Genomic DNA, 25346 nt, shown 5'->3' with positions numbered 1-25346 from the left:
CCGCGCCCCGCGCGCACCCGCCCCCCAGCCCTGCCCACCCACCCCCTCCCCGCCTCGCTGCGCCGCGAGTGGGTGCCATCTGCACCGTTCCCGGGCGCGGGCGGTGCACATGGCACCCACTCGGGCATGATCGAGTTCGGAAGGGGGGTGCGGATGCCGCGTGCAGGCGGATTCGATCGCGGGTCGACCCCACGCGGGCCGAACCCACGCGGGGCGACCCCGCCCGGGGCGACCCGGTCCGCGCTCGCACGCCTGGGCTCGTGGGCGCTGGACTACCTCTACGCGGGGCTCCGGCAGCTCGCGATCGTCGCGGAGGGCTGGAACCCGCCGAGGTCGTGGAGCGCGGGCCGCCGCGACCTGCCCGAGCTCGTCCTGCTGCCCGGGATCTACGAGCACTGGTCGTTCCTCAGGCCGATCGGCGACGCGCTGAACGAGGCCGGCTATCGGGTCCGCGTCGTCCACGGCCTCGGCTCGAACCGCCGCGGCATCGCGTCGACCGCGGGGCGGCTCGGCCGGGTCCTCGCCCGGACCCCGGCGCCGCCCGAGGGGCGCATCGTCGTCGCGCACAGCAAGGGCGGACTGGTCGCCAAGCACGTGCTGGTCGCCGGTGAAGCGGATGCCACGGCCGGGCTGCTCGGGCTCGTCGCCGTCTGCACCCCGTTCGGCGGTTCGAGCATGGCCGGGCTGGTGCTGGATCCGAGCGTGCGAGCACTGCTGCCGACCGACGAGACGATCGTGATGCTCGGCCGGGCGACCTCGGCGAACGCGCGCATCGTCTCGGTGTTCGGCGACTTCGACCCCCACATCCCCGACGGAAGCGTGCTGGACGGCGCGACGAACATCCGGGTGCCCGTGGCCGGGCACTTCCGCATCCTCGGCGCGCGCGAGACCCACCTGGCGGTGCTCGATGGCGTGCGCACGCTGCACGCCGCACCGAGGGACGAGCCGACGGCGTGAGCCGGAACAGCGCGTCTGCGCGGCAGGGCCACGCGTTCGTGCGGGGTGCGGAACGGGACGGGAGCCTCCGGAAATCGGTGGGTCGGAAAGCGGGAATCGGTGAGACAATCTGACATGCGTATTCTGGATCCAGAATCCACTTTGACCGGTGACGGTGCCGGCATCGACACCGCGTTCGCCCGAGCGGAAGCGGGCGAGCAGCTCGACGTGCACGACGCGGAACAGCTCCTGTCGGCGACGGGCGAACGACTCGAACGCCTGCTCGGACTCGCCGCCGCCGCGCGCGACGCCGGGCTCGTCGCAGCCGGGCGGGCGAAGACCATCACGTACTCCCGCAAGGTCTTCGTCCCGCTGACCACCCTGTGCCGCGACCGGTGCCACTACTGCGTCTTCGTCGACACCCCGGGCCAACTGCTCAAGCAGCGCAAGCCCGTGTACATGTCGCCCGAGCAGGTGCTCGCGGTCGTCCGACAGGGCCGCGCCATGGGATGCAAGGAGGCGCTGCTGACCCTCGGCGACCGCCCCGAGGAACGTTGGCCCGAGGCGCGCGCATGGCTCGACGCGAACGGGTACGCGTCGACGATCGAGTACGTCGGTGCGATCGCGCGGCTGATCACGACCGAGACCGGCATGCTGGCCCACCTCAACCCCGGCGTGATGACCGCGGACGAGATCCGCGCGCTGCGTCCGACCGCACCCTCGATGGGCATGATGCTCGAGACCACCTCGAGGCGGCTCTACGAGGAACCGGGCGCCGTGCACCACGGCTCGCCCGACAAGGACCCGGCGGTCCGGCTCGAAGTGCTCGAGGCGACCGGGCGCGCGAGCGTGCCGTTCACGACCGGCATCCTCGTCGGCATCGGCGAATCGCTGCGCGACCGCGCCGAATCGCTCGTCGCGATCAGGGACGCGAACGACCGCCACCGCCGCGACGGCGTCGGGCACATCCAGGAGGTCATCGTCCAGAACTTCCGCGCGAAGCCGCGGACCGCGATGCAGGGCAGACCGGATGCCGACACCCTCGAGTACATCGCGGCCGTCGCGGTCGCCCGGCTCGTCATGGGCCCGGGCATGCGCATCCAGGTCCCGCCGAACCTCTCCGATCCGGCGGAGTTCGACCTGCTCGTCCGGGCCGGGGCCGACGACTGGGGCGGCGTCTCGCCGCTCACCGCCGACCACGTCAACCCCGAGCGCCCGTGGCCGCACCTCGACGACCTCGCCGCACGCACCGCAGACCTCGGCTACGAGCTCCGCGAGCGCCTCACCGCGCACCCCGAGTACGTGCGCGACGCGGCCACCTGGATCGACGCGGAGCTGCACGGACCGGTCGCCGCCCTGGCGGATCCCGCCTCGCGGCTCGCCGTCCCGGGTGCGCCCGGAGCCGACGCGACCGACGCCGTCCGGCTCGACGAGCCGTCCACCTCCGCGCGGCCGGCACGGAGTCCGGCCCGGACTGCCGGGCCCATCGCGTCGCTGGCCGCGACCGCTGCCGCCGACCCGACGTCGCTCGACGACGCCGAGTGGACGGCGCTGCTCGAGGCGACCGGCCCGGACCTCGACGAGCTGACCGGCACCGCGGACGATGTCCGCCGCTACACGGTCGGCGAAGCGGTGAGCCTCGTCGCCAACCGCAACCTCACCTCGAGCGGCTTCCGGGCCGCAGCGACCCGCGAGTCCGGAACCTTCACCCTCGACGACGTCGCGGCCATCGCAGCGGACGCCCGGCAGCTCGGGGCGACCGAACTGTGCATCCAGGGACGTATCGGCGACGACCAGGACCCCTCCGCCTACCTCGACATCGTCCGCGCGGTCGTGCTCGCCGCACCCGACCTGCACGTGCACGCCTACCGCCCCCAGGATGTGCGAGACCTCGCCGACCGCGGGGGCCTCGGACTCGAGGGCGCGATCGAGGCACTGCGCGACGCCGGGGTCGGCACCGTCCCCGGAACCGGGGTCAAGGTCCTGAGCGAGCGCGTGCGCCGACTCGTCGCCCCCGACGATCTCGCGATCGAGGACTGGGTCGAGGCCGTCACGACCGCCCATCGGGCGGGACTGCGCTCGACGTCGGTGATCTTCTACGGCCACGCCGAGACGGCTCGGGAGCGGATCGCCCACCTCCGTCGCATCCGCTCGATCCAGGACTCGACGCGCGGATTCACCGAGTTCGTCCCGATCCCCCTGCCCGGACCGCTCGGCGGGGTCCCGCTGGTCCCGAACCGTTCACCGCTCGACGAGCACCGAGCGATGGTCGCCGTCTCGCGCCTCGCGCTCAGCGGAAGCATCCCCCACATCCAGGTTCCCTGGCCCCGCGTCGGCACCACCGTCGCCCGCGAACTGCTGCGTGCCGGCGGAGACGATCTCGGCGGCACCCTCCTCGACGGGCGGGTGCTTCCGGAGGCGGGGGTCGAGCACGGACGGGAGCTCCCGCTCGCGGAGGGCGCGCGGATCGCGGCGGCGCTGTTCCGCCCGTTCCGCCAGCGCACCACCGACTACCGCACGCCCCCGCCTCCGCGCGCGGCGGTCCGACCATGACGCGCGTGGAGGTCGCGATCGTCGGAGCCGGCTTCGCCGGGCTCGCGATGGCCATGGCGCTCCGACGGGCGGGGCGCGACTCCTTCGTCGTCCTCGAGCGTGCGGCATCCGTCGGGGGGACCTGGCGCGAGAACACCTACCCCGGCGTCGCCTGCGACGTTCCGAGCCACCTGTACGGGTTCGCTGCGCACCCGAACCCCGACTGGTCCGGCGTGTTCGCGCCGGGCGACGAGATCCGGCGCTACCTCGAAGACGTCGCCGCGCGGGAGCACCTGGGCGAGCACCTGCTGCTGTCGACGCCGCTGCTCGCGGCGCGGTGGCGCGACGAGGGGTGGTGGAGCCTGGAGGTCGGCGGCAGGAGCGGCCCGATCGAGGCCGACGTCCTGGTGCTCGCGTGCGGCCGCCTCACGGAACCCGCGATCCCCGAGATCCCCGGGTTCGGCACCTTCCCCGGGCCGATGTTCCACTCGTCGCGGTGGGACCACGCGGCAGATCTCGCCGGCGCCCGCATCGCCGTGGTCGGCACCGGCGCGAGCGCCGTGCAGCTCGTGCCCGAGATCGCCAGGACCGCGGCGCACGTGACCCTCTTCCAGCGCACGCCCGCATGGATCGTCCCCCGCGGAGCGCGGACCTACTCCGATGCCGAGCGTCGCCGGCTCGCCGAGCGCCCCGAGGCCCTCGCCGCGCTCCGCGCAGGACTGTACGCGGAGGGCGAGGCCCGATTCGCCTCACGGTCGGGCGACCGTGTGGCGGCCGCCGCCGCGCAGGCCGCCGCGAGATCGCACCTGTACTCGCAGGTCGCCGACCCGGGCCTGCGGGATGCCCTCACGCCGCGCTACGCCTTCGGCTGCAAGCGCGTGCTGCTCTCCGACGAGTTCTATCCCGCCGTGGCATCCGACGCGGTCACCCTCGAGCCGTCCGCACTCGCCGGCGTAGACGGCAGCACCCTCGAGTCGGCGCGGGGCCGGAGGTTCGTCGCCGACGCGCTCGTGCTCGCGACCGGGTTCAGCGCGGGTCGCCAGCCCTACGCCGAGCTGGTCCGCGGCGAGCACGGCACCACCCTGGCCGAGCACTGGTCGGCCGGCATGACCTCCTTCGCCTCCACCGTGGTCAGCGGATTCCCGAACCTGTTCGTGCTGAACGGGCCGAACGCCTCGCTCGGCCACAACTCCGCGGTGCTGATGATCGAGACCCAGGCGGACTACGCCACGCGCGCACTCGCCCGCAGGGATGCCGCCGGCGGAGTGCTCAGGGTCGATCCGGCCGCCGAACGCGACTACACCGCGGAGATCGACCGGGCCGCGGCATCCACGCCCTGGCTCACCGGCGGATGCCGCAACTGGTACGTCGACGACCGATCCGGCAGGCTCACCCTGCTGTGGCCGGGGACCGCCGAGGCGTTCCGCGCACGCCTCGACCGGGCCGACGGCCGCGAGTTCGTCCCGAGCCCGGCCCGCCGGCGCTGACGCGACGCCCGTTGCGGGCGGGCGAGCGGGCGCGTCGCCCGCCCGCCCGCCCTCAGCGCTCAGCGCTCAGCGCTCAGTGCGAGCCCGAACGCGGTCCCGATCGCGGCCGCGATCGCGGAACACCGGTCTCGCCAGGGCGAGCTCCTCCGCCGTCGCCATCCGGAACGGCCCTGCGGACGGGGCCCGGACCTGCCGTCGGCCCTGCCCGCGGGTCGCATGGAGGGAGGCGCCGATCGCGATCGCGATGATCGCCGCCACGACCGCGAGCGAGAGCGTCGTGGGGATCTTCACGACATCCAGGAGCGCCATCTTCACCCCGACCCAGACCAGCACCACGGCGAGCCCGATCTTCAGGTACGTGAATCGGTGGATCAGGTCGGCGAGCAGGAAGTACATCGCACGCAGGCCGAGGATCGCGAACGCGTTCGCCGTGAACACGAGGAACGGTTCGGCCGTGACCGCGAAGATCGCAGGGATCGAGTCGACCGCGAAGACGATGTCGGTGACCTCGACGAGCACGAGGACCGCGAGCAGCGGTGTCGCGACGACCACGCCGCCCACCCGGACCAGGAACCGCTGCCCGTGGTACGCGTCGGTCATCGGAACGAACCGCCGGAACAGCTTCAAGGTCCGCGACCGTTCGGGGTGCACGTGCTCGTTCCTCGTGCGGATCATCTGGATGCCCGTCAGGATCAGGAACGCCGCGAACAGGTAGAGGATCCAGGAGAAGTTCTCGATCAGCACCGCGCCGGCCGCGATGAAGATCCCGCGGAACACGAGCGCCCCGAGCACGCCGAGGAACAGCACGCGGTGCTGGTACTCGCGCGGCACGGCGAACGCCGCGAAGATGATCGCCCACACGAAGACGTTGTCGACCGCGAGCGACTTCTCGATGAGGTAACCGGCGAAGTACTGCTGCCCGAACTCCGCTCCCCAGGCGTTCCAGACGACGACGCCGAACGTCACGCCCGAGAGCACCCACACGATCGACCAGCCCAGCGCCTCGCGAACGCCGATCACGTGCGCGCGTCGGTGGGCGAACAGGTCGATCCCCAGCATGAGCACGATCGCGACGAGCACGGCGAACCAGGCGTACAGGGGGACATCCATCGATTCCTCCAGTTGTCTTCGGCAACCGGAGGTCTCGTCCGAGCGTCGCGCGAACGTGGACGTCGCGCGGCCCGGATGCGCCGAGGCCCGATCGCGGGCCCGGAATGACGACGCATCCTGCGGGGACTACTCCCCTCCACCGACAAGGACAGCAGACGGATGCCGCCGCGCGCGACGCGCTACGGCGTCCTCACTCCGCATTCCGGGCATTCTCACAGCGGGCGGGCGCCCCCGTGTCTGCGAGGATCGACCCACGAGCACCGGCCGAGCGCCGACCGGAAGGAGCGCCGCATGACGACCTCAGGAACCCCGACACCCGCGACCCGCCGACGGGAGTCGAAGGCGACACTGTTCGGAGCCGCGCTCTCGCTCCTGATGGGCGGCCTGGTGACCGCGGCCGCCCTGATCCTGCTCGTCGCGACCGTCGCCCTCGGCGACACCGCAATGCAGCTTCCGTAGGGGGCGCGGACGACCCGGCGCTCGGCGTCAGTGCACGTACTCGAGCAGGTCGGATCCCACACGACGCATGCCCTCGAGCACCGCGAGACGGGCCGACAGCTGGGTGTCGGCGAAGTACATCGACACGGCGTAGGCCACGCTCGCGCGCGGGCCCCGCAGCACGCCGACCTCGCTGCGGACGCCTCCATCCGTTCCCGTCTTGTTCATGAGCAGCAGGCCGTGATCGGGTGAACGGTGCGCGAGCGGGTCCATGCCGAACGCCGAAGCCACCATCGACAGGTCGGCGTTGAGCGAGAGCCAGCCGACGACGCGCTGCGACACCTCGGGGCTCACGATCTCGCCGCGCGCGAGCGAGGCGAACAACCAGGTCAGTTCCTTCGCCGACCCGATCGAGAGCTGCGGGGCGTCGTCGGGCCCCCGGTGGTCGCGGACGAGGTCGAGCAGCGCGGTGCGGGTCAGCCCCAGCGTCTCGGTGCGCGAGCGCACCGCCTCGAGCCCGATGTGGCGGATGAGCACGTTCGTGGCGAGGTTGTCGCTCGTCGCCCCCACCATGGCGGCCAGGTCGGAGAGCGGGAGCGCGGGCGTCTGGAGGTGCTGCCAGATCCCCGAGTCGCCGACCGCGTCGCGCGGTGCCCGGTCGAGCACCGCGAACGCATCCGGGGTCGCATCGCCGAGTCGCGAGGCGACCTCGACGAGCAGCAGCACCTTGCCGATCGACGCGGTCGGCATCACGACGTGGTCGTCGACCGAGAACAGCACACGCCCCGTCGCGAGGTCGGTCGCCCTCGCCGACACCTGGACGCCGCCGAGCGCGAGCTCCCCGAGCGCGTCGAAGCCGCGCGAGAAGTCCTCGGCGGGCTCGTCGGTGCGATGGCGGCCGCGCCGACCACCGGCGTGACGAGCTCGACGCTCGGAACCCTGCGAGGTGACCACGGTTCGGGGGGCTTTCGTGTTCGGGTCGTGCGCTCCCCCACCGCGACATCGCGGTGCGCTCGACGGGGTTTCGGACGGGACGGGTGGAGGACTACCAGATGCGCACGCGCTCGGCCGGGTCCAGCCACAACGCGTCACCCTCGGTGACCTCGAACCCAGTGTAGAACTCGTCGATGTTCCGGACGATCTGGTTGCACCGGAACTCGTTCGGCGAGTGCGGATCGATCGCGAGCAGGCGCTCCACCTCGGCGTCGCGCCCCTTCATCTGCCAGGCCTGCGCCCACGAGAGGAAGAAGCGCTGCGCGCCCGTCAGTCCGTCGATCACGGGTGCCTCCGCCCCGTCGAGCGACAGCACGTACGCCTTCCAGGCGATCGCGAGACCGCCGAGATCGCCGATGTTCTCGCCGATGGTCAGGGCGCCGTTGACGCGGGCGGGCGCGGCATCCGCCGCCTCGCCGGCATCCGCTGCGGCATCCGCTGCGCCGCCGGCATCCGCTACCCCGCCGGCATCCGCCGCCTCGCCTGCATCCGCTGCCGAACCGTCGGCCAGCTGGGCCGGGACCAGCACGTCGAACTGGTCGATGAGCACCTTCGTGCGCTCCTCGAACGCCGCACGATCGGCCTCGGTCCACCAGTCGGACAGACGGCCGTCGCCGTCGAAACGCGACCCCTGGTCGTCGAACCCGTGACCGATCTCGTGCCCGATGACGGCACCGATCGCGCCGTAGTTCGCTGCCGCGTCGCGCTCGGCGTCGAAGAACGGGAACTGCAGGATGGCGGCCGGGAAGACGATCTCGTTGAAGCCCGGGTTGTAGTACGCGTTGATCGTCTGCGGGGTCATGAACCACTCGTCGCGGTCGATCGGCTCGCCGATCTTGCCGAGCTCGCGCTGGAACTCGAACTCGGTCGCGGCCCGCACGTTGCCGAGCAGGTCGGACGCGTCGACCTCGAGCGCGGAGTAGTCGCGCCACGCGACCGGATAGCCGATCTTCGGCGTGAACTTCCCGAGCTTGTCGAGGGCACGGGCACGGGTCTGCTCGCCCATCCAGTCCAGCCCGGTGATCGAGGTCCGGTAGGCCTCGACCAGGTTGGCGACGAGTTCGTCCATCGCATCCTTGGCCGCGGGCGGGAAGTGCCGCTCGACGTAGATGCGGCCGACCGCCTCGCCCATCGCACCCTCGACGAACGAGACGCCCCGGCGCCACCGCTCGCGCAGCTCGGGCGCGCCCGTGAGCGTGCGACCGTAGAAGTCGAAGTTCGCCTCGACGAAGTCGCTCGACAGGTACGCGGCCGAACTGCGGATCACCTGCCACGCGAGCCAGTCGCGCCACGCGGCGAGGCGGTGGTCGGTGAACAGGGCGCCGACGCCCTCGACGAAGCTCGGCTGGCGCACGTTCAGTTCGGCGAAGGTCGCCTCCTCGACGCCCATCGCGTCGCGCCAACGGTCGAGGTCGACGGATGCCGCGGCCACGACGTCGGCCCACGGCATCAGGTTGTACGTCTTCTCGGCGTCGCGGGACTCGACGTTCGTCCAGTGGGCGGCGGCGATCTCGGTCTCGAGGTCGAAGACGCGCTGCGCCCGGGCCGCCGCGTCGCCGATCCTCGCGAGTCCGAACATCCGCTCGAGGTGCGCGAGGTACTTCTCGCGGATGGGTGCGAAGCGCTCCTCGCGGAAGTAGCTCTCGTCGGGCAGGCCGATGCCGCCCTGCTCGACGAAGACGACGTACCGGTCGGGATCGCCCGGATCGTTCGAGACGAAGAGCTGCGCGAACCCCGAGACGCCCTGGCGTTCGAGCTTGCCGATCGCATCGAGCAGTTGCGGCACCGTGCCCGGCAGCGACGCCTCGACGAGCTGCCCCGCGATGGGCGTCGCCCCGAGCAGTTCGGCGCGCTCCTCGTTCATGAACGAGGCGAACAGGTCGCCGACCTTGCGCGCCTCGGTGCCGGGCTCGGCGCCCCTCGACTCCTGGAGGATGTCGAGCACGGCCTGTTCGGCCTCCTCGTGGAGGACGATGAAACTGCCGTACCTCGCCTTGTCCGCGGGGATCTCGGTGCGGTCGATCCAGCGGCCGTTGACATGCCGGAACAGGTCGTCCTGCGGGCGCACCTCGGGGTCGAGCTCGTCGAGGATGATGCCGCTGGGCTGCGTCGCGTCGGTCATCCACACAGCCTAGGCGGCAGTCAGCGAAGCTGGGCGAATCCCTCGGCCTTGCGGGTCGGGCCGACCACGAGCACCACGTCGTCGGGGCCGAGCACGGTCTCGGCGTCGGCGTTGCGCCACTGCTCCCCGGGACGCTTGAACGCGGCGACGGTCACCCCGAGCTCCTTGCGCAGGCCCGACTGGCCGAGCGGGATCCCGTGCAGGCGCGACGGCGGCGGCGTCTTCACGATCGCGTACCCGCGCTCGATCTCGATGTAGTCGAGCGCCGCACCGCGCACGAGGTGGGCGACCCTGCGGCCCATCTCGGCCTCGGGCCGGATGACATGGTGCACGCCGAGCTGCTCGAGGATGACCGCGTGCTGCTCGGTCACCGCCTTCGCCCAGATCACGGGGATCTCCATGCCGAGCAGCACCGAGCACGTGAGGATCGACGCCGTGATGTCCGTGCCGATCGCGACCACCACCCGGTCGAACTCGCCGACGGCGAGCTGCCCGAGCACCTCGGCCTTCGTCGAGTCGGCGCGCACGACCTGGGTGAGCTCGCCGTTCAGGGCCTGCACGATCTCGGCATCCGCATCTATGCCGAGCACCTCGGTGCCGCCGGCCATGAGCTCGAGCGCGAGCGAGCTGCCGAACCGGCCGAGCCCGATGACGGCGACCGAATCGGCCTCGGCGATGCGGCGCGACGTGTCCGTCGCGCCTCCGAACAACGGGAACCTAGCCAATCGCGGGCCTCTCCTTCGGGAGTTCGTACAGGATGCGGCGGTCGCGGAGCGCGATCGCCGTGCCGAGGGTCAGCGGGCCGATGCGGCCCAGGAACATGAGCAGGACGAGCACCACCTCCGCCGCGGGCGGGAGGTCCGGCGTGATGCCGGTCGACAGGCCGACCGTGGCGAACGCGGAGATCGCCTCGAACGCGACGCGGTCGAGGTCGAGCCTCGTGATGTGCATGAGCACGATGATCGCGGCCATGACCGCGCCGACCGCGGTCAGCACGACCGTGATCGCCTGACGGTGCACCGCGCGAGAGAGCCGCTTGCCGAAGATGTTCACGGCGCCCTCGCCGCGGAACTCGGTCACCACGATGAAGAACAGCACCGCGAACGTGGTCACCTTGATGCCGCCCGCGGTGCCGGCCGGTCCGCCGCCGATGAACATGAGCACGTCCATCACGAGCCAGCTCTCGTCGTGCATGAGTCCCACGTCGACCGAGTTGAACCCCGCGGTGCGGGTCTGCGTCGACATGAAGAACGCGGCGAGCAGCTTCGCCCCGGGGGCGAGCGGCCCGAACGTGTCGGGGTTGCTCCACTCGGCGATCGCGAGGTACACGGTGCCGCCGACGAGCAGCACGACCGTCGCCCAGATCACGAGCTTGGTGTTCATCGACCAGTGCAGGGGGCGCGCGAACTCCTTGCGCAGCTGCATGATGACCGGGAACCCCAACCCGCCGAGGATGATCGCCGCGCACATGGGCAGCAGGATGAACGGGTCGTCGACGAAGCCCACCATGTTGTCCGAGTAGAGGGCGAACCCCGCGTTGTTGAACGACGAGACCGAATGGAAGAGCGCATGCCACGCGGCATCCGCCGGGCTGTAGTCGTAGGCGAACAGCAGGCGCGGGAACAGGAACGCCCACGTCGCCGCCTCGATGGCCAACGAGATCAGGACGATCCCGCGGACCAGGCCGCGCAGGTCGTCGTACCCGACCGCTTTCGCCTCCGCCGCGGTGTTCAGGCGCGACCGGACGCTCATCTTGCGCGCGAGCAGCAGGCCGACGAGCGAGGCGAAGATCATGATCCCGAGCCCGCCGAGCTGGATGAGCACCATGATCACGACATGGCCGAGCGGGCTCCAGTGCAACTGGGTGTCCACCGACGTCAGGCCCGTCACGCAGACGGCGCTCGTCGCCGTGAACAGCGCGTCGACGAACGAGGTCCCGCCCGGTTCGACCGTCATCACGGGCAACCAGAGCAGGAGGGTGCCGATGAGGACGGCCGAGGCGAACCCGAGCACGACCGCCTGGGCGGGGTGCAGGCGGATGCCGCGGCGGAAGCGGTGGGTCCGGCGAACCGGGACCGACTCGCGTGAGGTCACCGCGGAATCATACGCCCGGCGGATGGGTGCGATGATCGAGCCATGCTGAACACGATCCTCAACATCGTCTGGCTTATCCTGGCCGGCATCTGGCTGTGGATCGGGTACGTGCTCGCCGGCATCGTGATGTGCGTGCTCATCGTGACCATCCCGTGGGGCATCGCGTCGTTCCGCATCGCGAACTACGCGCTCTGGCCGTTCGGCCGGCAGGTCGTCTCCAAGCGCACGTCGGGCGCGTGGTCCTTCATCGGCAACGTGATCTGGGTGATCCTCGTCGGATGGGTGCTCGCGCTCACGCACCTGGCCACCGGCGTGCTGCTGTGCATCACGATCATCGGCATCCCGCTCGGCATCGCGAACTTCAAGCTCATCCCGGTCTCGCTGGCGCCGCTCGGCAAGGAGATCGTCGACGCGTGACCGAGCGAACCCCACGCTCGGCGCGGGCCGGCCGCTCGGCCGTCGACCGCGACATCCTGCGCCTGGCCGTCCCCGCCCTGGGCGCGCTCGTCGCCGAGCCGCTCTTCCTGCTCGCCGACACCGCGATGGTCGGGCATCTCGGCGCGACCCCGCTCGCGGGCCTCGGGCTCGCGAGCGCCGTGCTGCAGACGATCGTCGGGCTCATGGTGTTCCTCGCGTACGCGACGACGCCCGCCGTCGCGCGCCGGCTCGGCGCGGGCGACGAACGCGGCGCGGTCGCCTCGGGCATCGACGGGCTGTGGCTCTCGCTCGGCCTCGGCGTGCTGCTCGCGGTCGCCGGGTGGATCGCGACGCCGTGGCTCGTGGGGCTGTTCGGAGCCGACCCCGGCGTCGCGGCCGCGGCATCCGTCTACCTCTCGATCTCGATGATCGGCCTGCCCGCGATGCTCATCGTGTTCGCCGCGACCGGGCTGCTCCGCGGCCTGCAGGACACGCGCACGCCGCTGTGGGTCGCCGGCATCGGCTTCGCGTCGAACATCGCGCTGAACGCACTGTTCATCTACGGCCTCGGGTGGGGCATCGCGGGGTCGGCCATCGGCACGGTCGTCGCGCAGTGGGGCATGGTGATCGTCTACCTCGTGGTGGTCGCACGGCACGCCGAACGCGTCGGCGCGAACGCGTGGCCGCACCACGCGGGCGTGCTGCGCGGCGCCCGCGACGGTGGCTGGCTGTTCCTGCGCACCGCGAGCCTGCGCGCGGCGCTGCTGCTCGCGACCTGGGCCGCGACCTCGCTCGGGCGCGACGAGCTCGCCGCCTACCAGGTCGCGATCACGATCTACTTCACCCTCGGCTTCGCCCTCGACGCCCTCGCGATCGCCGCGCAGGCGCTCATCGGCAAGAGCCTCGGCTCGGGCGACGTCGAGACCGTGCGGGCGGTGCTGCGCCGGTGCCTGCAGTGGGGGTTCGGAGCCGGCGCGGTGGTCGGCACGCTCGTCGTCGCGACCGCGTGGGTGCTTCCGGCGGTGTTCACCTCGTCGCCCTCGGTGGCCGAACTGCTGCCGCCGTCGCTCGTGGTGCTCGGCCTGTCGGCACCGCTCGGCGGCATCGTCTTCGTGCTCGACGGCGTGCTCATCGGCGCGGGCGACGCCCGCTACCTCGCCTGGACGGGCCTCGTGAACCTGGCCGCGTTCGTGCCGCTCGCGCTGGGCGTCGTCTGGTGGGCGGATGCCTCCGGCGCCGAGGTCTCCGGCACGCTCGCGCTCGCGGCGCTCACCGCGGCGTTCGCGATCGGGTACCTCGCCGCGCGCGCGGCGACGCTCGGCCTCCGGGCGCGCGGTCGCGCGTGGATGGTCACCGGCGCGCCCGCCTGAGGCGCGCTTCGCGCGTCGCCGCCCCCGTCGCGCCCGCCCCGGCTGCCGCCCCGCCGCCCTCCCCGCCGCGTGACGAGAAGGTGCCATCTGCACCGCTCAGCCCGCCCGAACGGTGCAGATGGCACCCACTCGGCAACGGTGAGGCGGCGAGCGCGGCAGCCGGCTCGGAGGCGCCGCTCCCGGCCACGTGTGCGCCGGCGCGCGGGGGCGGTGGCTCCGGGGACGGGCGAGGCGCGAGAGGGTGCGAAGTGCACCGCTCACCCCGCCCGAGCGGTGCACATGGCACCCACTCGGGCGCAGTGAGCCCGCAGGCGGGCGCGCGCGGGCGCGCGCGGCGGGTCAGGCTCGCGGGGGCGCCGTCGTGTCGCCGATGTGGAGCTCGCTCGCGAAGGCGGTGTCGGTCACGGGTTCGCCCGCGAGCATGCGCACGACCGTCTCGCCCGCGGCGCGGCCCTTCGCGGTCGACGGTTGGGCGAGCGTCGTGAGGTCGTGCCGCAGGCCGTCGACGTGGATCCCGTCGAACCCGACGACGCTGAGTTCGCCGGGCACGGCGATCCCGAGTTCGTCCGCGGCGCGGAGGACGCCCGCGGCGAGCAGGTCGCTCTGCGCGATGATCGCGGTCGGTCGGGTCGCGGCATCCGCCAGCAGCGCCAGCCCGGCTTCGAGCCCCTCTTCGATCAGGCTCCCCCCGGCGACCCGGACCCGGATGTCGGGGTAGACGTCGCGCGCCCCGCGCAGCCGCTCGACCGCCGTGTCGACGGTCGCGGCGGCCTCGACCTCGGCCGTCAGGGGCCCGCGGGTACGGGTGGGTTCGAACGGCAGCGTCACCGTCGCGACATCCGTGTGGCCGAGGTTACGGAGATGCTCGGCTCCGCGCCGGGTCGCGTCGCGATTGTCGATCGTGATCTCGGGGATGTCGCCGCCTGGCGCACCCTCGATGGCGACCATCGGGATGCCACGGCGCTGCAGCGCATCCACCTGCCGGAAGAACTTCGGGCTGCACCCGATGAGGACGACGGCGTCGACGGGCGCGTTGTCGATGTTCACGGGGGATGCCGGGTCGCCGCTGTCGGTGAACAGCAGCAGCCCGGCGCCGAGCGGTGCGATGCCGTCGGCGAGTCCGTCGAGCATGCGGATCTTCACCGGGTCGAGGAACGCGGCGCGGACGCGCTCCTCGAGGACGACGCCGACGATCCCCGAGCGCCCGCGGCGAAGCGACCGGGCGCGCGGGTCGGGGCCGGCGTAGCCGAGAGCGGATGCCGCGGCGAGCACGCGCTCCTTCGTGGCATCCGCCACGGGGCCGGACCCGCTGAACGCGAGCGATGCGGTCGACGCGGAGACACCGGCGTGGGCGGCGACATCGGCGAGCGTGACGCGGGGCAGGGCCCCGGTCGTGGGCGCGGGTTCGGCGTTCACACCCCGATCCTACGTTCGAATCGATTCGAGCCGGCCGGGGGGCGGGATCGACCGGCTCGAACCGCGCTCACGCGCGCTCGGCGATCTCCTTGACCTTCGCCACGAGCGAGTCCCAGACCCGCTTCGCGTGCGCCGCCGACTCGGGCGTCGCGTTGTTGTCCTGCGAGAGCGAGAGCACGCTCGGCCCGTCGGCCTCGCCCTCGATCGTCCAGGTCAGGGTGTGGTGGTCGTCGGGTTCGAGTCCGCTCGTCCGCCGCGGGCTGAAGTGCGTGTGCACCAGCCGGCGCGGCGGGTCGATCTCGAGCACGGTCCCGTGGTCCTCGTACGGCCGGCCCTGCCACGTGCCGCTCCAGCGCAGCGCGCCGCCGACCCTCCAGTCGGCCTCGAACCGGGCGCCGAACAGATACTCGCGCGCCGCCTCCGTGTCGGTGATGACCGCCCAGACGCGCTCGGCGCTCGCGTCGATCCCGACCGTCGAGGTCACGACGAGGTCGTCGTGCATCATGCGCCTCCTGTCCTCATCGGCTCTCGTCGGCACTCCGCCCGACTCAGCCCGCGAGCACCGCGTCGCGGGCCTCGGCGAACGCCGCGACGCAGCGCCGGATCTCGTCGGCCGAGTGCGCCGCCGAGAGCTGCACGCGGATGCGCGCCTTCCCCTTCGGCACGACCGGGTACGAGAACGCGGTCACGTACACGCCGCGCTCCTGCAGCGCGTCCGCGATGCGCGCGGTGAGCGCCGCGTCGCCGAACATGACCGGGACGATCGGGTGCTCGCCGGGCAGCAGGTCGAAGCCGGCATCCGTCATCAGCGACCGGAACAGCGCCGCGTTCGCGGTCAGCTGCTCGCGCAGCTCGCCCGACTCGCTGACGAGCCGCAGCGCCTCGATCGTGCCCGCGACGATCGCGGGCGCGAGCGTGTTCGAGAAGAGGTAGGGCCGCGCCCGCTGGCGCAGCAGGTCGACGATCTCCTGTCGCGCAGAGACGTACCCGCCGGATGCCCCGCCGAGCGCCTTGCCGAACGTGCCGGTCGTGATGTCGACCCGGCCCTCGACGCCGCAGTACTCGGGCGTGCCGCGCCCGTGCTCGCCGACGAAGCCGACGGCGTGCGAGTCGTCGACGAACACGAGCGCGTCGTGCTTCTCGGCGAGGTCGCAGATCTCGCGCAGCGGTGCGATGTAGCCGTCCATCGAGAACACGCCGTCGGTCACGATGACCCGGCGCCGGGCCCCCGACGCCTCGACGAGCTTCGCCTCGAGGTCGGCCAGGTCGCGGTTCCTGTACCGGAACCGCTGCGCCTTCGACAGGCGGATGCCGTCGATGATCGACGCGTGGTTGAGCTCGTCGGAGACGATCGCGTCGTCGGGCCCGAACAGCACCTCGAAGACGCCGCCGTTCGCGTCGAAGCACGACGAGAACAGGATCGTGTCGTCGTAGCCGAGGAAGTCGGAGACCGCGCGCTCGAGCTCGAGGTGGAGCTCCTGGGTGCCGCAGATGAATCGCACGCTCGCGAGGCCGTAGCCCCAGTCGTCGAGGCCGCGATGCGCGGCCGCCACGATCCGGGGGTCGTCGGCGAGGCCGAGGTAGTTGTTCGCGCAGAAGTTCAGCACCGTGCGCCCGGCGACCTCGATCTCGGAGGACTGCGGGCCGTGGATGCCGCGCTCGCGCTTGGTGAGCCCGGCCGCCTCGATCTCGTCGAGTTCGGCGCGCAGCTGCTCCTTCACCGATCCGTACATGCTCAGATCTCCGTCCAGTCGAGGATGACCTTGCCGACCCCGCCGGATGCGGCGGCGTCGAACGCGGCACGCCAGTCGCGCGCCGGGTACCGGTCGCTGATGATGGATGCCACGCGCTCGCGCAGTTCGGGGCTCGTCTGCAGCATCGCGCTCATCGAGTTCCACGTCTCGAACATCTCGCGCCCGTAGATGCCCTTGAGCGTGAGCATGTGCGTGACGACCTTGCCCCAGTCGATCGCGAACGGCTCGCTCGGCAACCCGAGCAGGGCGATCCGCCCGCCGTGGTTCATGTTGTCGATCATCTCGGGCAGCGCCTTCGCCGAACCCGACATCTCGAATCCGACGTCGAAGCCCTCGCGCATGCCCAGGCGGGACTGCACGTCGCGCACCCGCTCGCGCGACACGTCGACCGTGGCATCCGCCCCCATCTGCATCGCGAGTTCGAGGCGGGCCGGGCTGACGTCGGAGGCGACGATGAACCGGGCACCGACGTGGCGCGCGACCGCGATCGACATCAGGCCGATCGGGCCGCAGCCGGCCACGAGCACGTCCTCGCCGATGACCGAGAACGCCAGCGCGGTGTGCACGGCGTTGCCGAACGGGTCGAAGATCGCACCGACCTCGGGGTCGACGTCGCCATGGTGGACCCACACGTTCTCGCCCGGCAGCACGACGTACTCGGCGAACGCACCGTCGCGGTGCAGGCCGAGCCCGAGCGTGCGGATGCACATCTGGCGGCGGCCGGCACGGCAGTTGCGGCACATGCCGCACACGATGTGGCCCTCGCCGGAGACGCGGTCGCCGACCGCGACGTCGTGGACGAGTTCGCCGACCTCGACGACCTCGCCGTAGAACTCGTGCCCGGGGATGAGCGGGGTGCGGATCTCGGATGCCGCCCAGTCGTCCCACTTCTCGATGTGGAGGTCGGTTCCGCAGATGCCGGTGCGGAGCACCCGGATCTTCACGTCTGCGGGGCCCGGCTCGGGCTCGGGGCGTTCGACGAACTCGAAACCTGCGCCTGGGGCGCTCTTGTACAGGGCCTTCATGCGGGTCGTGACTCCAGTGTTCGGTGCGGATGCCGCTTGGTGCGGCGGCGCCCGCGAGGTCCGGTGGGTGCGCCGGATGGCATGGCCATCGTATCGGCGGGGCGGTCAGCCCCGCACGGATGCGACTTCGACCTGGCCGCGCTCGAAGTAGTCGACGAGGTCCGCGTCGAGCGCGGGCACCTCGAGCGCCGAGCCGTCGCCGCGCAGCGACTCGGTCGCGCGGATCCCGGCGGCGACCGCCTCGCGCGCCGCGACCGGCGAGGTCTCGGTGAGGCCGCCGTCGCGGACGAACCGCAGGAACTCGGCGATGAGCAGCGCGTCGGCGCCCTCGTGCGCGGCATCGGCGACCTCGGGCACGACGAAGGTCTCGTCGGGCGCCGCGGCGCCGTGGTGCCGGCGGTTCCACAGCGCGACCTCGCTGCCGGCCGTGTCGCCGAGGTTCTCGATGCGCCCCTCGGTGCCGATGATCGTGTAGTTGCGCCAGTAGTCGGGCGTGAAGTGGCACTGCTGGTACGACGCGAGCACGCCGTTGGAGAGCCGCAGGTTCACCATCGAGATGTCCTCGACGTCGACGACGGGGTGCAGTCCGGTCTGCGCGGTCGGCGGCCAGTTGTCGAGGCTGAACCAGTCCGGCATCCGCTCGCCCGACCGGTCGCGCCGGTCGTCGATGGCCCCGTAGACGCTGAGCGAACCCATCGCCGCGACCTGCTCGGTGTAGGCGCCGGCCAGCCAGTGGATGACGTCGAGGTCGTGCGCGCCCTTCTGCAGCAGCAGCCCCGTGGTGCGCCGCCGGTCGGCGTGCCAGTCCTTGAAGTAGTAGTCGCCGCCGTTGCCGACGAAGTGGCGGCACCAGATCGCCTTGACCTCGCCGATCCGCCCTTCCTGCACGAGGCTGCGCATGAGCGCGACGACGGGCATGTGTCGCATGTTGTGGCCGACGTAGAGTCGGCTCCCGGTGCGGCGGGCGGCCTCGAGGATGCGGTCGGCGTCCGCGAGGTCGGTCGCGAGGGGCTTCTCGCAGAAGACGGGGATCCCGGCTTCGAGCACGGGAACCGCGAGCTCGGCGTGCGTGTCGTCCGGGCTCAGCACGAGCACGGCGTCGAGACCGGACGCGAGGAACCGGTCGAGGTCGTCGGTGACGAGCGCGTCGGGCAGGGCCGCCGCGGCATCCGTCCGGGCTCGTTCGGTCGGGTCGAAGACGGCGGTCACGGCCGAGCCCCGGCCGGGCCGGTGCGTTTCGTGCCGCAGGCTCGCGGCGCGCGCGCCGTAGCCGGCGATGCCGATCTTGAGGTCCACAGGTACTCCTTCGGTGGGAACGTTCGGTCGCGGATGCCTCGGCGTGGAGGGATCCGGATGAGGGGTTGCGCGCCGGCTCAGGTCCGGGCGGACGGCGCGGTGAGGTCGGTCGAACCACCCGGGACGAGTGCCCAGGGGAATTCGTGCAGCGCGGGTTCCGGGGCCTCCTCGAGGGCGCGGCCGATGATGATCTCGGCCTGCCGTTCGTAGAACCCGGTCGGACCGACCGTGGTCAGGGTCGGGGTCACCAGACGCGCGTCCGGGGTGTTGCCCACGCCGATCACGGCGACGTCGTGCGGCACGCGGAGCCCGAGCATGTGAGCGGCGTTGATCGCGGCGATCGCGGCGAAGTCCGTGGTGGCGTACACGGCGGTCGGGCGGCGTTCGCCGGAGAGCAGCGCGACCGCTGCCGAGAACGCGCTGGCCTGCGTGTCGGCGAACGTCGACGTGAACCCCGGGTCTGGCTCGAGGCCGTTCGCGCGCATGCGCTCGAGGTACGGCGTGTACCTGGTCCGCGAGTGGGCGGCGTCTCGGACTGCGGCCTCGGCCACGAGGCATCCGATCTCGGTGTGCTGTTCGAGCAGGTGGTCCATCGCGAGCTCGCAGCCGGGCAGCGCGGCGGACCGGATCACGTCGTACCCGTCGGGTTCGAGGGTCTCCGAGAACACGACGAGCCGCTGGCCCCGCTCGACGAGGTCGGCCAGCCTGCGGCGGCCCTCCTCGTCGTCGACGGCGCCGTCGAGGTAGGCGACGTCGCTCTCGACGCGGTCGAGTGCGGTGTACCAGTCGCCGTCGGCCAGGATGAGCGTCGTCAGGCCGTGCCGGTTCGCCTCGGCGTTGACGGCACCGGCGACGGCGAGCGACCACGGGTCGCTGAGCATGTGCAGCGAGAGCTGCACCATGCCGGTGCGTCCGGTGCGGATGGCGCGCGCGGCCCGGTTCGGGCGGTAGTTGAGCTGCTCGGCGGCCTCGAGCACCCGCTTGGTCGTCGTCTCGGAGACGCCCACGCCGGACTTGCCTCCGGCACGACCGGAGAACACGTACGAGACGGTCGCGGTCGACACGCCGGCCAGTTCGGCGACCATGCGCAGGGTGGGCCGTCGCCGGGGTGCGCCGGCGTCGCGCGCGGCGAGCGCGTCGAGGACCTCGAGCGCGTCGTCTTCTGCGAGGCTCACGCGCTCACCCCTTCGTCCCTGAGAAGGCGATGCCCTGGATGAACTGCTTCTGCAGGATCATGAACGTGATCAGCATGGGCAGGGTCGCGAGCAGGGCTCCGGCCATCAGCACAGGGTAGTCGGTGCCGTGCAGCCCGACGAGCTGCGACAGGCCGACCGAGAGCGGCATCTTCGTGGGGTCGGTGGTGACCACCAGGGGCCACAGCAGGTCGTTCCACGACCAGAGCACCGTGAAGACCGTCAGGGCGACGATGCCGGGCTTGGCCAGGGGCACCATGACGCGCCAGAAGGTCTGCCACGGGTTGGCCCCGTCGATGCGCGCGGCCTCCTCGAGCTCGGCGGGCATCGACATGAAGAACTGCCGCATGAGGAAGGTGCCGAACGCGCTGAAGATGCCGGGGACGATGAGGGCCTGGAGCGTGTTCAGCCAGCCGAGGGTCTGGATGATCTCGAACTGCGGGAGCAGGTAGAGCTGCGAGGGCACCATGAGCACCGACAGGAAGAGGACGAACACGGCGTTGCGGCCCCGGAACGGGATGCGCGCGAACGCGTACCCGGCCATGGTGCACAGCACGACCTGGCCGACGGTCCGGCCGACGGTCAGCAGCACGGAGTTGGCGAACATCTGCCCGAACGGCATGGTGTCGAACACTTCGGCGAAGTTCGTGAACACCCACGGGTCGGGGATGATCACGGGCGGGATCTGCACCGAGTCCTGGAAGGTCTTGAACGCCGTGAGCGTCTGCCAGATGAACGGGAAGATCATCACGACGGCACCGAGGCCGAGGAGGAGGTGCACCGGCCAGTGGCCGCGGGTGCGGGCCGCGCCGGGGCGGCGGCCGTCGCCCCGTGCGGGGCGTGGGGCGGATGCCGCGTCGGGGGCGCCGGTCATGGCGCGCGTGTCGAGCGAGACGTCACTCATAGTGCACCCACTTCTTCTGCAGGCGGAACTGGACGACGGTGAGCAGCAGGATGATCACGAGCAGCACGAAGGCGATCGCGGCCGCGTAGCCCTGCTGGTTGTCGAGGAAGCCCGCCTCGTAGAACAGGTAGACGACCGTTCGGGTGTCGGGCATCGCGGGGTTGTTCTGGCCGAGCATCATGTAGATGAGGTCGAAGACCTGCAGGGCGCCGATGACGCTGATGACGCTCACGAAGAAGATGCTGGGGCTGAGCAGCGGGATGGTGATCGAGAAGAACTTGCGCACGGGGCCGGCGCCGTCGAGGTCGGCGGCTTCCATGATGGTGTCGGGGATGCCCTGGAGGCCCGCGAGGAAGATGACGATGTTCGTGCCGAGGCCGGCCCAGATGCCGACGAGCGCGATGGCGACGAGCGCGGTGTTCGGGTCGGTGAGCCAGCTGCGCCCCTCGATCCCGAAGATCGCCAGGAACGAGTTGAGCACGCCGAAGTCGCCGTTGTAGATCATGCGCCAGACGAGTGCGATCGCGGCGGGCATGGTGACGACGGGGATGAAGTAGAGGGTCCGGTAGACGCCGCGCCCGCGCAGGCCCTGGGTGTTCAGGAGCGCGGCGACGGCGACCGCGATGGGGATGCCGATGAGCGCGATGAGCGTGTAGACGGCGGTGTTGCGGAGCGCGCCGATGAGTTCCGGGTCCTGGAACAGCCGGACGTAGTTCTCGATGCCGACGAACTCGGAGCCGCCGAACGGCCCCGACTCGGTGAACGAGAGGATGAAGGTGCGGACGGTCGGCCAGAGGTAGAACGCGGCGAGTCCGACTGCGGTGGGGCCGATGAACAGCAGGGCCCACCAGGGCGACTGGCCGGGCCCGCGGCGGCGGCCCCGGCCGGGGGCGGCGGTCTGCCGCCCCCGGTCGAGTTCGGAGATCGGCGCCGCGGTGCGCTGCGCGATCAGGTTGCTCATCGGACTACTCCGACTCCGCGTCCAGTGCCGCCTGCATCTCCTCGGCGAGCTGGGCGAGCCCGTCCTCGGGAGACACGTTTCCGGCCCACACCTGTGAGAGGATCTCGCTCTCGAGCGAGGTCCACGCGGAGGTGTTCTTCGAAACGGGGTAGGCGACGGCGGTCTCGAGCGCGTCGATGTACACCTGGAGGTCGTACTGCGGGAGCGCGTCGACCCAGATCTGCTGCTTGCCCTCGAAGGCGGGGATCACGGTTCCGGTCTCGGCCATGATGTCGGCGGCCTGCTCGCTGCTGGCGAAGGCCGCGAACTCCTTGGCCACCTCGACGTGCTCGCTCTTGGCGTTGACGACGTTCGCGAGGCCGTGGATCACGGACTGGTTGCCTTCGGCACCGGTGGCGAGCGGTGCGACATCCACCTTGTCGGCGATGTCGGGGTTGCCGGCGTAGGCGCCGGCCGCCCAGGATCCGTTCTGGAACATGGCGGCCTTGCCCGAGAGGAAGAAGTCCTCGGCCGAGGTGTCGGTCATCTGCTGCGCGGTCGGCGACGAACCCGCGGCGATGAGGTCGGTCCACAGCTCGATGCCGGCGAGGGCCTCGGGGGTGTCGTAGCCGGTCGTGGTGCCGTCGGCGGAGATGACTTCGCCGCCGGCCTGGGCGATGGAGTTGTAGTAGTTCTCCTGGCCGTACTGCGTGGCCACGATCCCGTAGGTTCCGGTCGAGGCGTCGGTGAGGGCCGCCGCCTTCTCCTTCAGGTCGTCCCAGGTCCAGCCCGCTTCCGGGTACTCGACGCCTGCGGCGTCGAAGAGCTCGGTGTTGTACCAGAGGGCGACGGTGTCGAAGTCCTTGGGGGCGCCGTAGAGCGAGCCGTCGTACGTGTACAGGTCGACGAGCCCCTCGGGGTAGGCGGCGGTGTCGATGCCGGCGTCGTCGAGCGGCTCGAGCACGCCGTTGGAGGCGTAGAGCTGGAAGTTGGGGCCGTTCATCCAGAACACGTCGGGGGCGGAGCCGCCCGAGACGGAGGTCTGGAGCTTGGTGAAGTACTCCTTGTAGGGAGCGATCTGCAGGTTCACGGTGACGTTGGGGTGTTCGGCCGTGAAGGCGTCGGCGATGTCCTCCATCGCCTCCTGCTGCTTCTGGTCCCAGACGCCGTACTCGAGGGTGACGGCTTCGCCGCCTGCCCCGGTGTCGTCCGAGCTGCTGCACGCGCTGAGTGCGAGCAGGGCGGTCGCGGCGGTGGCGATGGCGGCAATGCGTCGAGATGCTGCGCGTCGATGCATCGGGTCCTCCTTTGGATCCGTCTGTTCGTGGGGAGCGGGGCGGGGCCCCGAAGGTTGTTAATCGTTTAGCTAAACGATTAACAGGACTGTACCCCCGGGAACCGCCCGGCGCAAGATCGAATGCGAGTCCGGGTGCATCCGATCGGGCGCCCGAGGGGGAAGTACAGGTATCGGGTGAAATCGCACCCGCGATCGAAAGGGATATCCAATGAAGCGCATCCTCGCCACCGGATTCATCGCCGCCCTCGCGACGCTCGGCGTCGCGGCCGTCGGCGCGGGCCCCGCGAACGCAGCACCCGCCGACGCGGCCTGCTTCGGCCAGGTCCACAAGACCATCAACACCGAGGGCGCCCTCGGCTTCACCAACGTCGGCGACGTCGTCAAGGCCATCGGCGGCCAGGGCAAGAACGCCACCGCCCGCTCGATCTGCGGCGACTGACGCACGCCCGACTGCGCCGCCTCCGCCTGCCCGGGGCCGTGACTCCGTGCAGGCGGGGTGCCGGCGCGCCCGGCTCCGCCGTGCCCGGCAGGTCAGCGAACGGATGCCGCGGCGCGATCCATCGCGTCGCGCCACCGCTTGCGCGCCTCGAGGAGCGCCTCGACGACCTCGGGGTTCGCCGCGCTCGCGTCCTCGCGCTCCTCGGGGTCGGCGACGAGGTCGGCCAACCGGTACCCGTCGCCCGGCTCGGTGTGCTCGACCCTGCGGATCTCGTCGGCGTGGGGTGAACCCGGTTCGACCCAACTGAGCTTCCACCGGTCGCGGCGCACCGACCACTGCCAGCGCGTGTCCCAGTGCAGCTCGTCGCGCACCGGGCCATCCGCTCCCGCGAGGAACCCGCGGAGGTCGCGGCCGTCGAGACCGTCGACCGGTGCACCGGCGGCCGCAAGCGCGGTCGCGGCGATGTCCATCGAGCTCACGAGCCCGTCGCGCTCGACGCCGGCGGGCAGCTCGCCGCTCCAGCGGACGAGGAACGGCACGCGGATGCCGCCCTCGTACACGGTGTACTTCGACCCCCGCAGCGGAGTGTTCACGCCGTAGTTGCAGTTCGACCCGCCGTTGTCGGTCGTGTAGACGACGATCGTGTCCTCGGCGAGACCGAGCTCGTCGAGCAGGTCGAGCAGGCGGGCGACCTGACGATCCATGAGTTCGAGCTGTGCGAGGTAGTACTCCCGGCCGTTGGGCAGGTTGGGGCTGATGGCACCGTCGTACCAGTCGAGGTACTCCGAGGCGCCCGGATACCAGTCCTCGAAGGCCGGCAGGCCACGCGTCTCGAGCTCGTCCTCCGGAAGCTGCCAGCAGAAGTTGTGCACGGCGTTGAACGCGACCATCGCGAAGAACGGCCGCTCGTCGTCGGCCGCGATGAACCCGGCCGCCCGGTCGGCGATCTCGTCGGTCAGGAAGCGCTCGACGTCGACCGGGCTGCCGTTGGCCGACATGGGCTGCACCGCCATGGCCCTCGCGGCCTCGCCGTACTCCTGCACGGCCTGCTCGGAGTGGCGCAGGTAGTTCAGCCGCCCCATCGACTGGCCCGCGAGCCCGTAGAAGCTGTCGTCGAATCCGTGTTCCGGCGGGGTGCCGCGATCGCCCTCGCGCTCGCGCCCGTAGTGCACCTTGCCGTAGTACCCGGTGCGGTAGCCGTGGTCGCGCAGTCGCTCGGCGACCGTGGGGTGCCCGGGACCGGGGATCGCCGAGTCGTCGAACCAGTGCGCGCCCCATCGCTGCTGGTACGCGCCGGCGATCAGGCCCGCGCGCGACGGCGAGCACACGGGTGCCGTGACGTACGCCTCTCGGCACGTCACGCCCTCGGCCGCGAGTCGATCGAGCCCGGGCGTGCGCACCGCGGGATCGATGCCCGTCGCGGATCGGTCGGCGTAGCCGTGGTCGTCGGAGACGATGACCAGGATGTTCGGCATCCGGTCCGCTCGCCGCTCGTTCGTCGCCTGGTCCGCCGGTGCCATCGCGCGCTTCCTCCCGGTTGTTAATCGTTTAGCACCGTGAGCCTAGCCGCAGACGAGGCAGCC

22 protein-coding genes are annotated in these 25346 nt (G+C 71.4%); 7 read left to right on the top strand and 15 right to left on the bottom strand.

Annotated elements, in window-relative coordinates; translation table 11 throughout:
• Positions 1-153: 153 nt before the first annotated feature.
• The 3 genes from DSM26151_RS00685 to DSM26151_RS00675 all read left to right on the top strand — a co-directional run bounded on the left by DSM26151_RS00685 (position 154) and on the right by DSM26151_RS00675 (position 4955).
• Positions 154-957, top strand: coding sequence for an esterase/lipase family protein (locus DSM26151_RS00685; protein WP_234660497.1), 804 nt, complete (start codon positions 154-156; stop codon positions 955-957).
• A 141-nt stretch (positions 958-1098) separates the two neighbouring features.
• Positions 1099-3489: a 7,8-didemethyl-8-hydroxy-5-deazariboflavin synthase CofG gene (gene cofG, locus DSM26151_RS00680; protein WP_234660496.1), complete on the top strand. Its 2391-nt coding sequence runs from the start codon at positions 1099-1101 to the stop codon at positions 3487-3489.
• Positions 3486-4955 carry a flavin-containing monooxygenase gene (locus DSM26151_RS00675; RefSeq protein WP_234660495.1) on the top strand — a complete coding sequence of 490 codons (1470 nt, stop codon included), beginning with the start codon at positions 3486-3488 and terminating at the stop codon, positions 4953-4955. Before cofG ends, DSM26151_RS00675 begins: the two co-directional genes overlap by 4 nt.
• A 66-nt stretch (positions 4956-5021) precedes the next feature.
• Here the strand turns inward: DSM26151_RS00675 and DSM26151_RS00670 are convergent, their stop codons facing one another.
• Positions 5022-6065 carry a TerC family protein gene (locus tag DSM26151_RS00670; protein ID WP_234660494.1) on the bottom strand — a complete coding sequence of 348 codons (1044 nt, stop codon included), beginning with the start codon at positions 6063-6065 and terminating at the stop codon, positions 5022-5024.
• Positions 6066-6356: 291 nt separating this feature from the next.
• On the opposite strand from DSM26151_RS00670, the gene DSM26151_RS00665 reads away from it, so the two are divergent.
• Positions 6357-6524, top strand: a complete 168-nt coding sequence (locus tag DSM26151_RS00665; RefSeq protein ID WP_234660493.1) for a hypothetical protein — start codon at positions 6357-6359, stop codon at positions 6522-6524.
• A gap of 27 nt (positions 6525-6551) precedes the next feature.
• Here the strand turns inward: DSM26151_RS00665 and DSM26151_RS00660 are convergent, their stop codons facing one another.
• The 4 genes from DSM26151_RS00660 to DSM26151_RS00645 all read right to left on the bottom strand — a co-directional run bounded on the left by DSM26151_RS00660 (position 6552) and on the right by DSM26151_RS00645 (position 11712).
• Positions 6552-7457 (bottom strand): serine hydrolase, encoded by a 906-nt coding sequence (locus DSM26151_RS00660; RefSeq protein ID WP_234660492.1) that lies wholly within the window; start codon positions 7455-7457, stop codon positions 6552-6554.
• Positions 7458-7548: 91 nt separating this feature from the next.
• Positions 7549-9618, bottom strand: a complete 2070-nt coding sequence (locus DSM26151_RS00655) for a M13 family metallopeptidase (RefSeq protein WP_234660491.1) — start codon at positions 9616-9618, stop codon at positions 7549-7551.
• A 20-nt stretch (positions 9619-9638) separates the two neighbouring features.
• Positions 9639-10343 carry a potassium channel family protein gene (locus tag DSM26151_RS00650; protein ID WP_234660490.1) on the bottom strand — a complete coding sequence of 235 codons (705 nt, stop codon included), beginning with the start codon at positions 10341-10343 and terminating at the stop codon, positions 9639-9641.
• On the bottom strand, positions 10336-11712 hold the full coding sequence (locus tag DSM26151_RS00645) for a TrkH family potassium uptake protein (RefSeq protein ID WP_234660488.1): 1377 nt from the start codon (positions 11710-11712) through the stop codon (positions 10336-10338). Before DSM26151_RS00645 ends, DSM26151_RS00650 begins: the two co-directional genes overlap by 8 nt.
• Positions 11713-11757: 45 nt before the next feature.
• Between DSM26151_RS00645 and DSM26151_RS00640 the strand changes: the two genes are divergently transcribed.
• A complete protein-coding gene (locus DSM26151_RS00640) occupies positions 11758-12129 on the top strand; it encodes a YccF domain-containing protein (protein WP_234661919.1) in 372 nt (123 codons plus the stop codon).
• Positions 12126-13499 (top strand): MATE family efflux transporter, encoded by a 1374-nt coding sequence (locus tag DSM26151_RS00635; protein ID WP_234660484.1) that lies wholly within the window; start codon positions 12126-12128, stop codon positions 13497-13499. Before DSM26151_RS00640 ends, DSM26151_RS00635 begins: the two co-directional genes overlap by 4 nt.
• Positions 13500-13838: 339 nt before the next feature.
• Here the strand turns inward: DSM26151_RS00635 and DSM26151_RS00630 are convergent, their stop codons facing one another.
• The 9 genes from DSM26151_RS00630 to DSM26151_RS00590 all read right to left on the bottom strand — a co-directional run bounded on the left by DSM26151_RS00630 (position 13839) and on the right by DSM26151_RS00590 (position 23324).
• Positions 13839-14915: a LacI family DNA-binding transcriptional regulator gene (locus DSM26151_RS00630; RefSeq protein ID WP_234660482.1), complete on the bottom strand. Its 1077-nt coding sequence runs from the start codon at positions 14913-14915 to the stop codon at positions 13839-13841.
• A 67-nt stretch (positions 14916-14982) separates the two neighbouring features.
• The gene (locus tag DSM26151_RS00625) at positions 14983-15420 is read right to left on the bottom strand and encodes an SRPBCC domain-containing protein (RefSeq protein WP_234660478.1); all 438 of its coding nucleotides are present in this window, start codon (positions 15418-15420) and stop codon (positions 14983-14985) included.
• Between the two features lie 43 nt (positions 15421-15463).
• Complete coding sequence (locus tag DSM26151_RS00620) at positions 15464-16648, bottom strand: glycine C-acetyltransferase (protein ID WP_234660476.1); 1185 nt, start codon at positions 16646-16648, stop codon at positions 15464-15466.
• Between the two features lie 2 nt (positions 16649-16650).
• On the bottom strand, positions 16651-17694 hold the full coding sequence (gene tdh, locus DSM26151_RS00615; RefSeq protein ID WP_234660475.1) for an L-threonine 3-dehydrogenase: 1044 nt from the start codon (positions 17692-17694) through the stop codon (positions 16651-16653).
• Between the two features lie 105 nt (positions 17695-17799).
• On the bottom strand, positions 17800-18990 hold the full coding sequence (locus DSM26151_RS00610) for a Gfo/Idh/MocA family protein (RefSeq protein WP_234660474.1): 1191 nt from the start codon (positions 18988-18990) through the stop codon (positions 17800-17802).
• 77 nt (positions 18991-19067) lie between these two features.
• Positions 19068-20165, bottom strand: coding sequence for a LacI family DNA-binding transcriptional regulator (locus DSM26151_RS00605; protein ID WP_234660472.1), 1098 nt, complete (start codon positions 20163-20165; stop codon positions 19068-19070).
• A gap of 4 nt (positions 20166-20169) precedes the next feature.
• The gene (locus DSM26151_RS00600) at positions 20170-21087 is read right to left on the bottom strand and encodes a carbohydrate ABC transporter permease (protein ID WP_234660471.1); all 918 of its coding nucleotides are present in this window, start codon (positions 21085-21087) and stop codon (positions 20170-20172) included.
• A complete protein-coding gene (locus DSM26151_RS00595; protein WP_234660470.1) occupies positions 21080-22048 on the bottom strand; it encodes a carbohydrate ABC transporter permease in 969 nt (322 codons plus the stop codon). Before DSM26151_RS00595 ends, DSM26151_RS00600 begins: the two co-directional genes overlap by 8 nt.
• 4 nt (positions 22049-22052) lie before the next feature.
• A complete protein-coding gene (locus DSM26151_RS00590) occupies positions 22053-23324 on the bottom strand; it encodes an ABC transporter substrate-binding protein (protein ID WP_234660469.1) in 1272 nt (423 codons plus the stop codon).
• A 208-nt stretch (positions 23325-23532) separates the two neighbouring features.
• Here DSM26151_RS00590 and DSM26151_RS00585 point away from each other — a divergent pair, with 208 nt between their 5' ends.
• Positions 23533-23763 carry a hypothetical protein gene (locus tag DSM26151_RS00585; RefSeq protein WP_234660468.1) on the top strand — a complete coding sequence of 77 codons (231 nt, stop codon included), beginning with the start codon at positions 23533-23535 and terminating at the stop codon, positions 23761-23763.
• 92 nt (positions 23764-23855) lie between these two features.
• Here DSM26151_RS00585 and DSM26151_RS00580 read toward each other — a convergent pair whose 3' ends face one another.
• The gene (locus DSM26151_RS00580; protein WP_234660467.1) at positions 23856-25283 is read right to left on the bottom strand and encodes a sulfatase family protein; all 1428 of its coding nucleotides are present in this window, start codon (positions 25281-25283) and stop codon (positions 23856-23858) included.
• Between the last annotated feature and the right edge of the window lie 63 nt (positions 25284-25346).

Source organism: Agromyces marinus (assembly GCF_021442325.1).
Taxonomy (GTDB): domain Bacteria; phylum Actinomycetota; class Actinomycetes; order Actinomycetales; family Microbacteriaceae; genus Agromyces; species Agromyces marinus.
The sequence above is the reverse complement of the archived record's forward strand: the minus strand, read 5'-3'. Positions and strand labels throughout refer to the sequence as shown.

Excerpts from the sequence above, each read along its gene's own strand:
- DSM26151_RS00685 (WP_234660497.1), top strand. The coding sequence starts at position 154 with ATGCCGCGTGCAGGCGGATTCGATCGCGGGTCGACCCCACGCGGGCCG.
- DSM26151_RS00675 (WP_234660495.1), top strand. The coding sequence starts at position 3,486 with ATGACGCGCGTGGAGGTCGCGATCGTCGGAGCCGGCTTCGCCGGGCTC.
- DSM26151_RS00670 (WP_234660494.1), bottom strand. The coding sequence starts at position 6,065 with ATGGATGTCCCCCTGTACGCCTGGTTCGCCGTGCTCGTCGCGATCGTG.
- DSM26151_RS00665 (WP_234660493.1), top strand. The coding sequence starts at position 6,357 with ATGACGACCTCAGGAACCCCGACACCCGCGACCCGCCGACGGGAGTCG.
- DSM26151_RS00655 (WP_234660491.1), bottom strand. The coding sequence starts at position 9,618 with ATGACCGACGCGACGCAGCCCAGCGGCATCATCCTCGACGAGCTCGAC.
- DSM26151_RS00625 (WP_234660478.1), bottom strand. The coding sequence starts at position 15,420 with ATGATGCACGACGACCTCGTCGTGACCTCGACGGTCGGGATCGACGCG.
- DSM26151_RS00620 (WP_234660476.1), bottom strand. The coding sequence starts at position 16,648 with ATGTACGGATCGGTGAAGGAGCAGCTGCGCGCCGAACTCGACGAGATC.
- tdh (WP_234660475.1), bottom strand. The coding sequence starts at position 17,694 with ATGAAGGCCCTGTACAAGAGCGCCCCAGGCGCAGGTTTCGAGTTCGTC.
- DSM26151_RS00600 (WP_234660471.1), bottom strand. The coding sequence starts at position 21,087 with ATGAGTGACGTCTCGCTCGACACGCGCGCCATGACCGGCGCCCCCGAC.
- DSM26151_RS00595 (WP_234660470.1), bottom strand. The coding sequence starts at position 22,048 with ATGAGCAACCTGATCGCGCAGCGCACCGCGGCGCCGATCTCCGAACTC.
- DSM26151_RS00590 (WP_234660469.1), bottom strand. The coding sequence starts at position 23,324 with ATGCATCGACGCGCAGCATCTCGACGCATTGCCGCCATCGCCACCGCC.
- DSM26151_RS00585 (WP_234660468.1), top strand. The coding sequence starts at position 23,533 with ATGAAGCGCATCCTCGCCACCGGATTCATCGCCGCCCTCGCGACGCTC.
- DSM26151_RS00580 (WP_234660467.1), bottom strand. The coding sequence starts at position 25,283 with ATGGCACCGGCGGACCAGGCGACGAACGAGCGGCGAGCGGACCGGATG.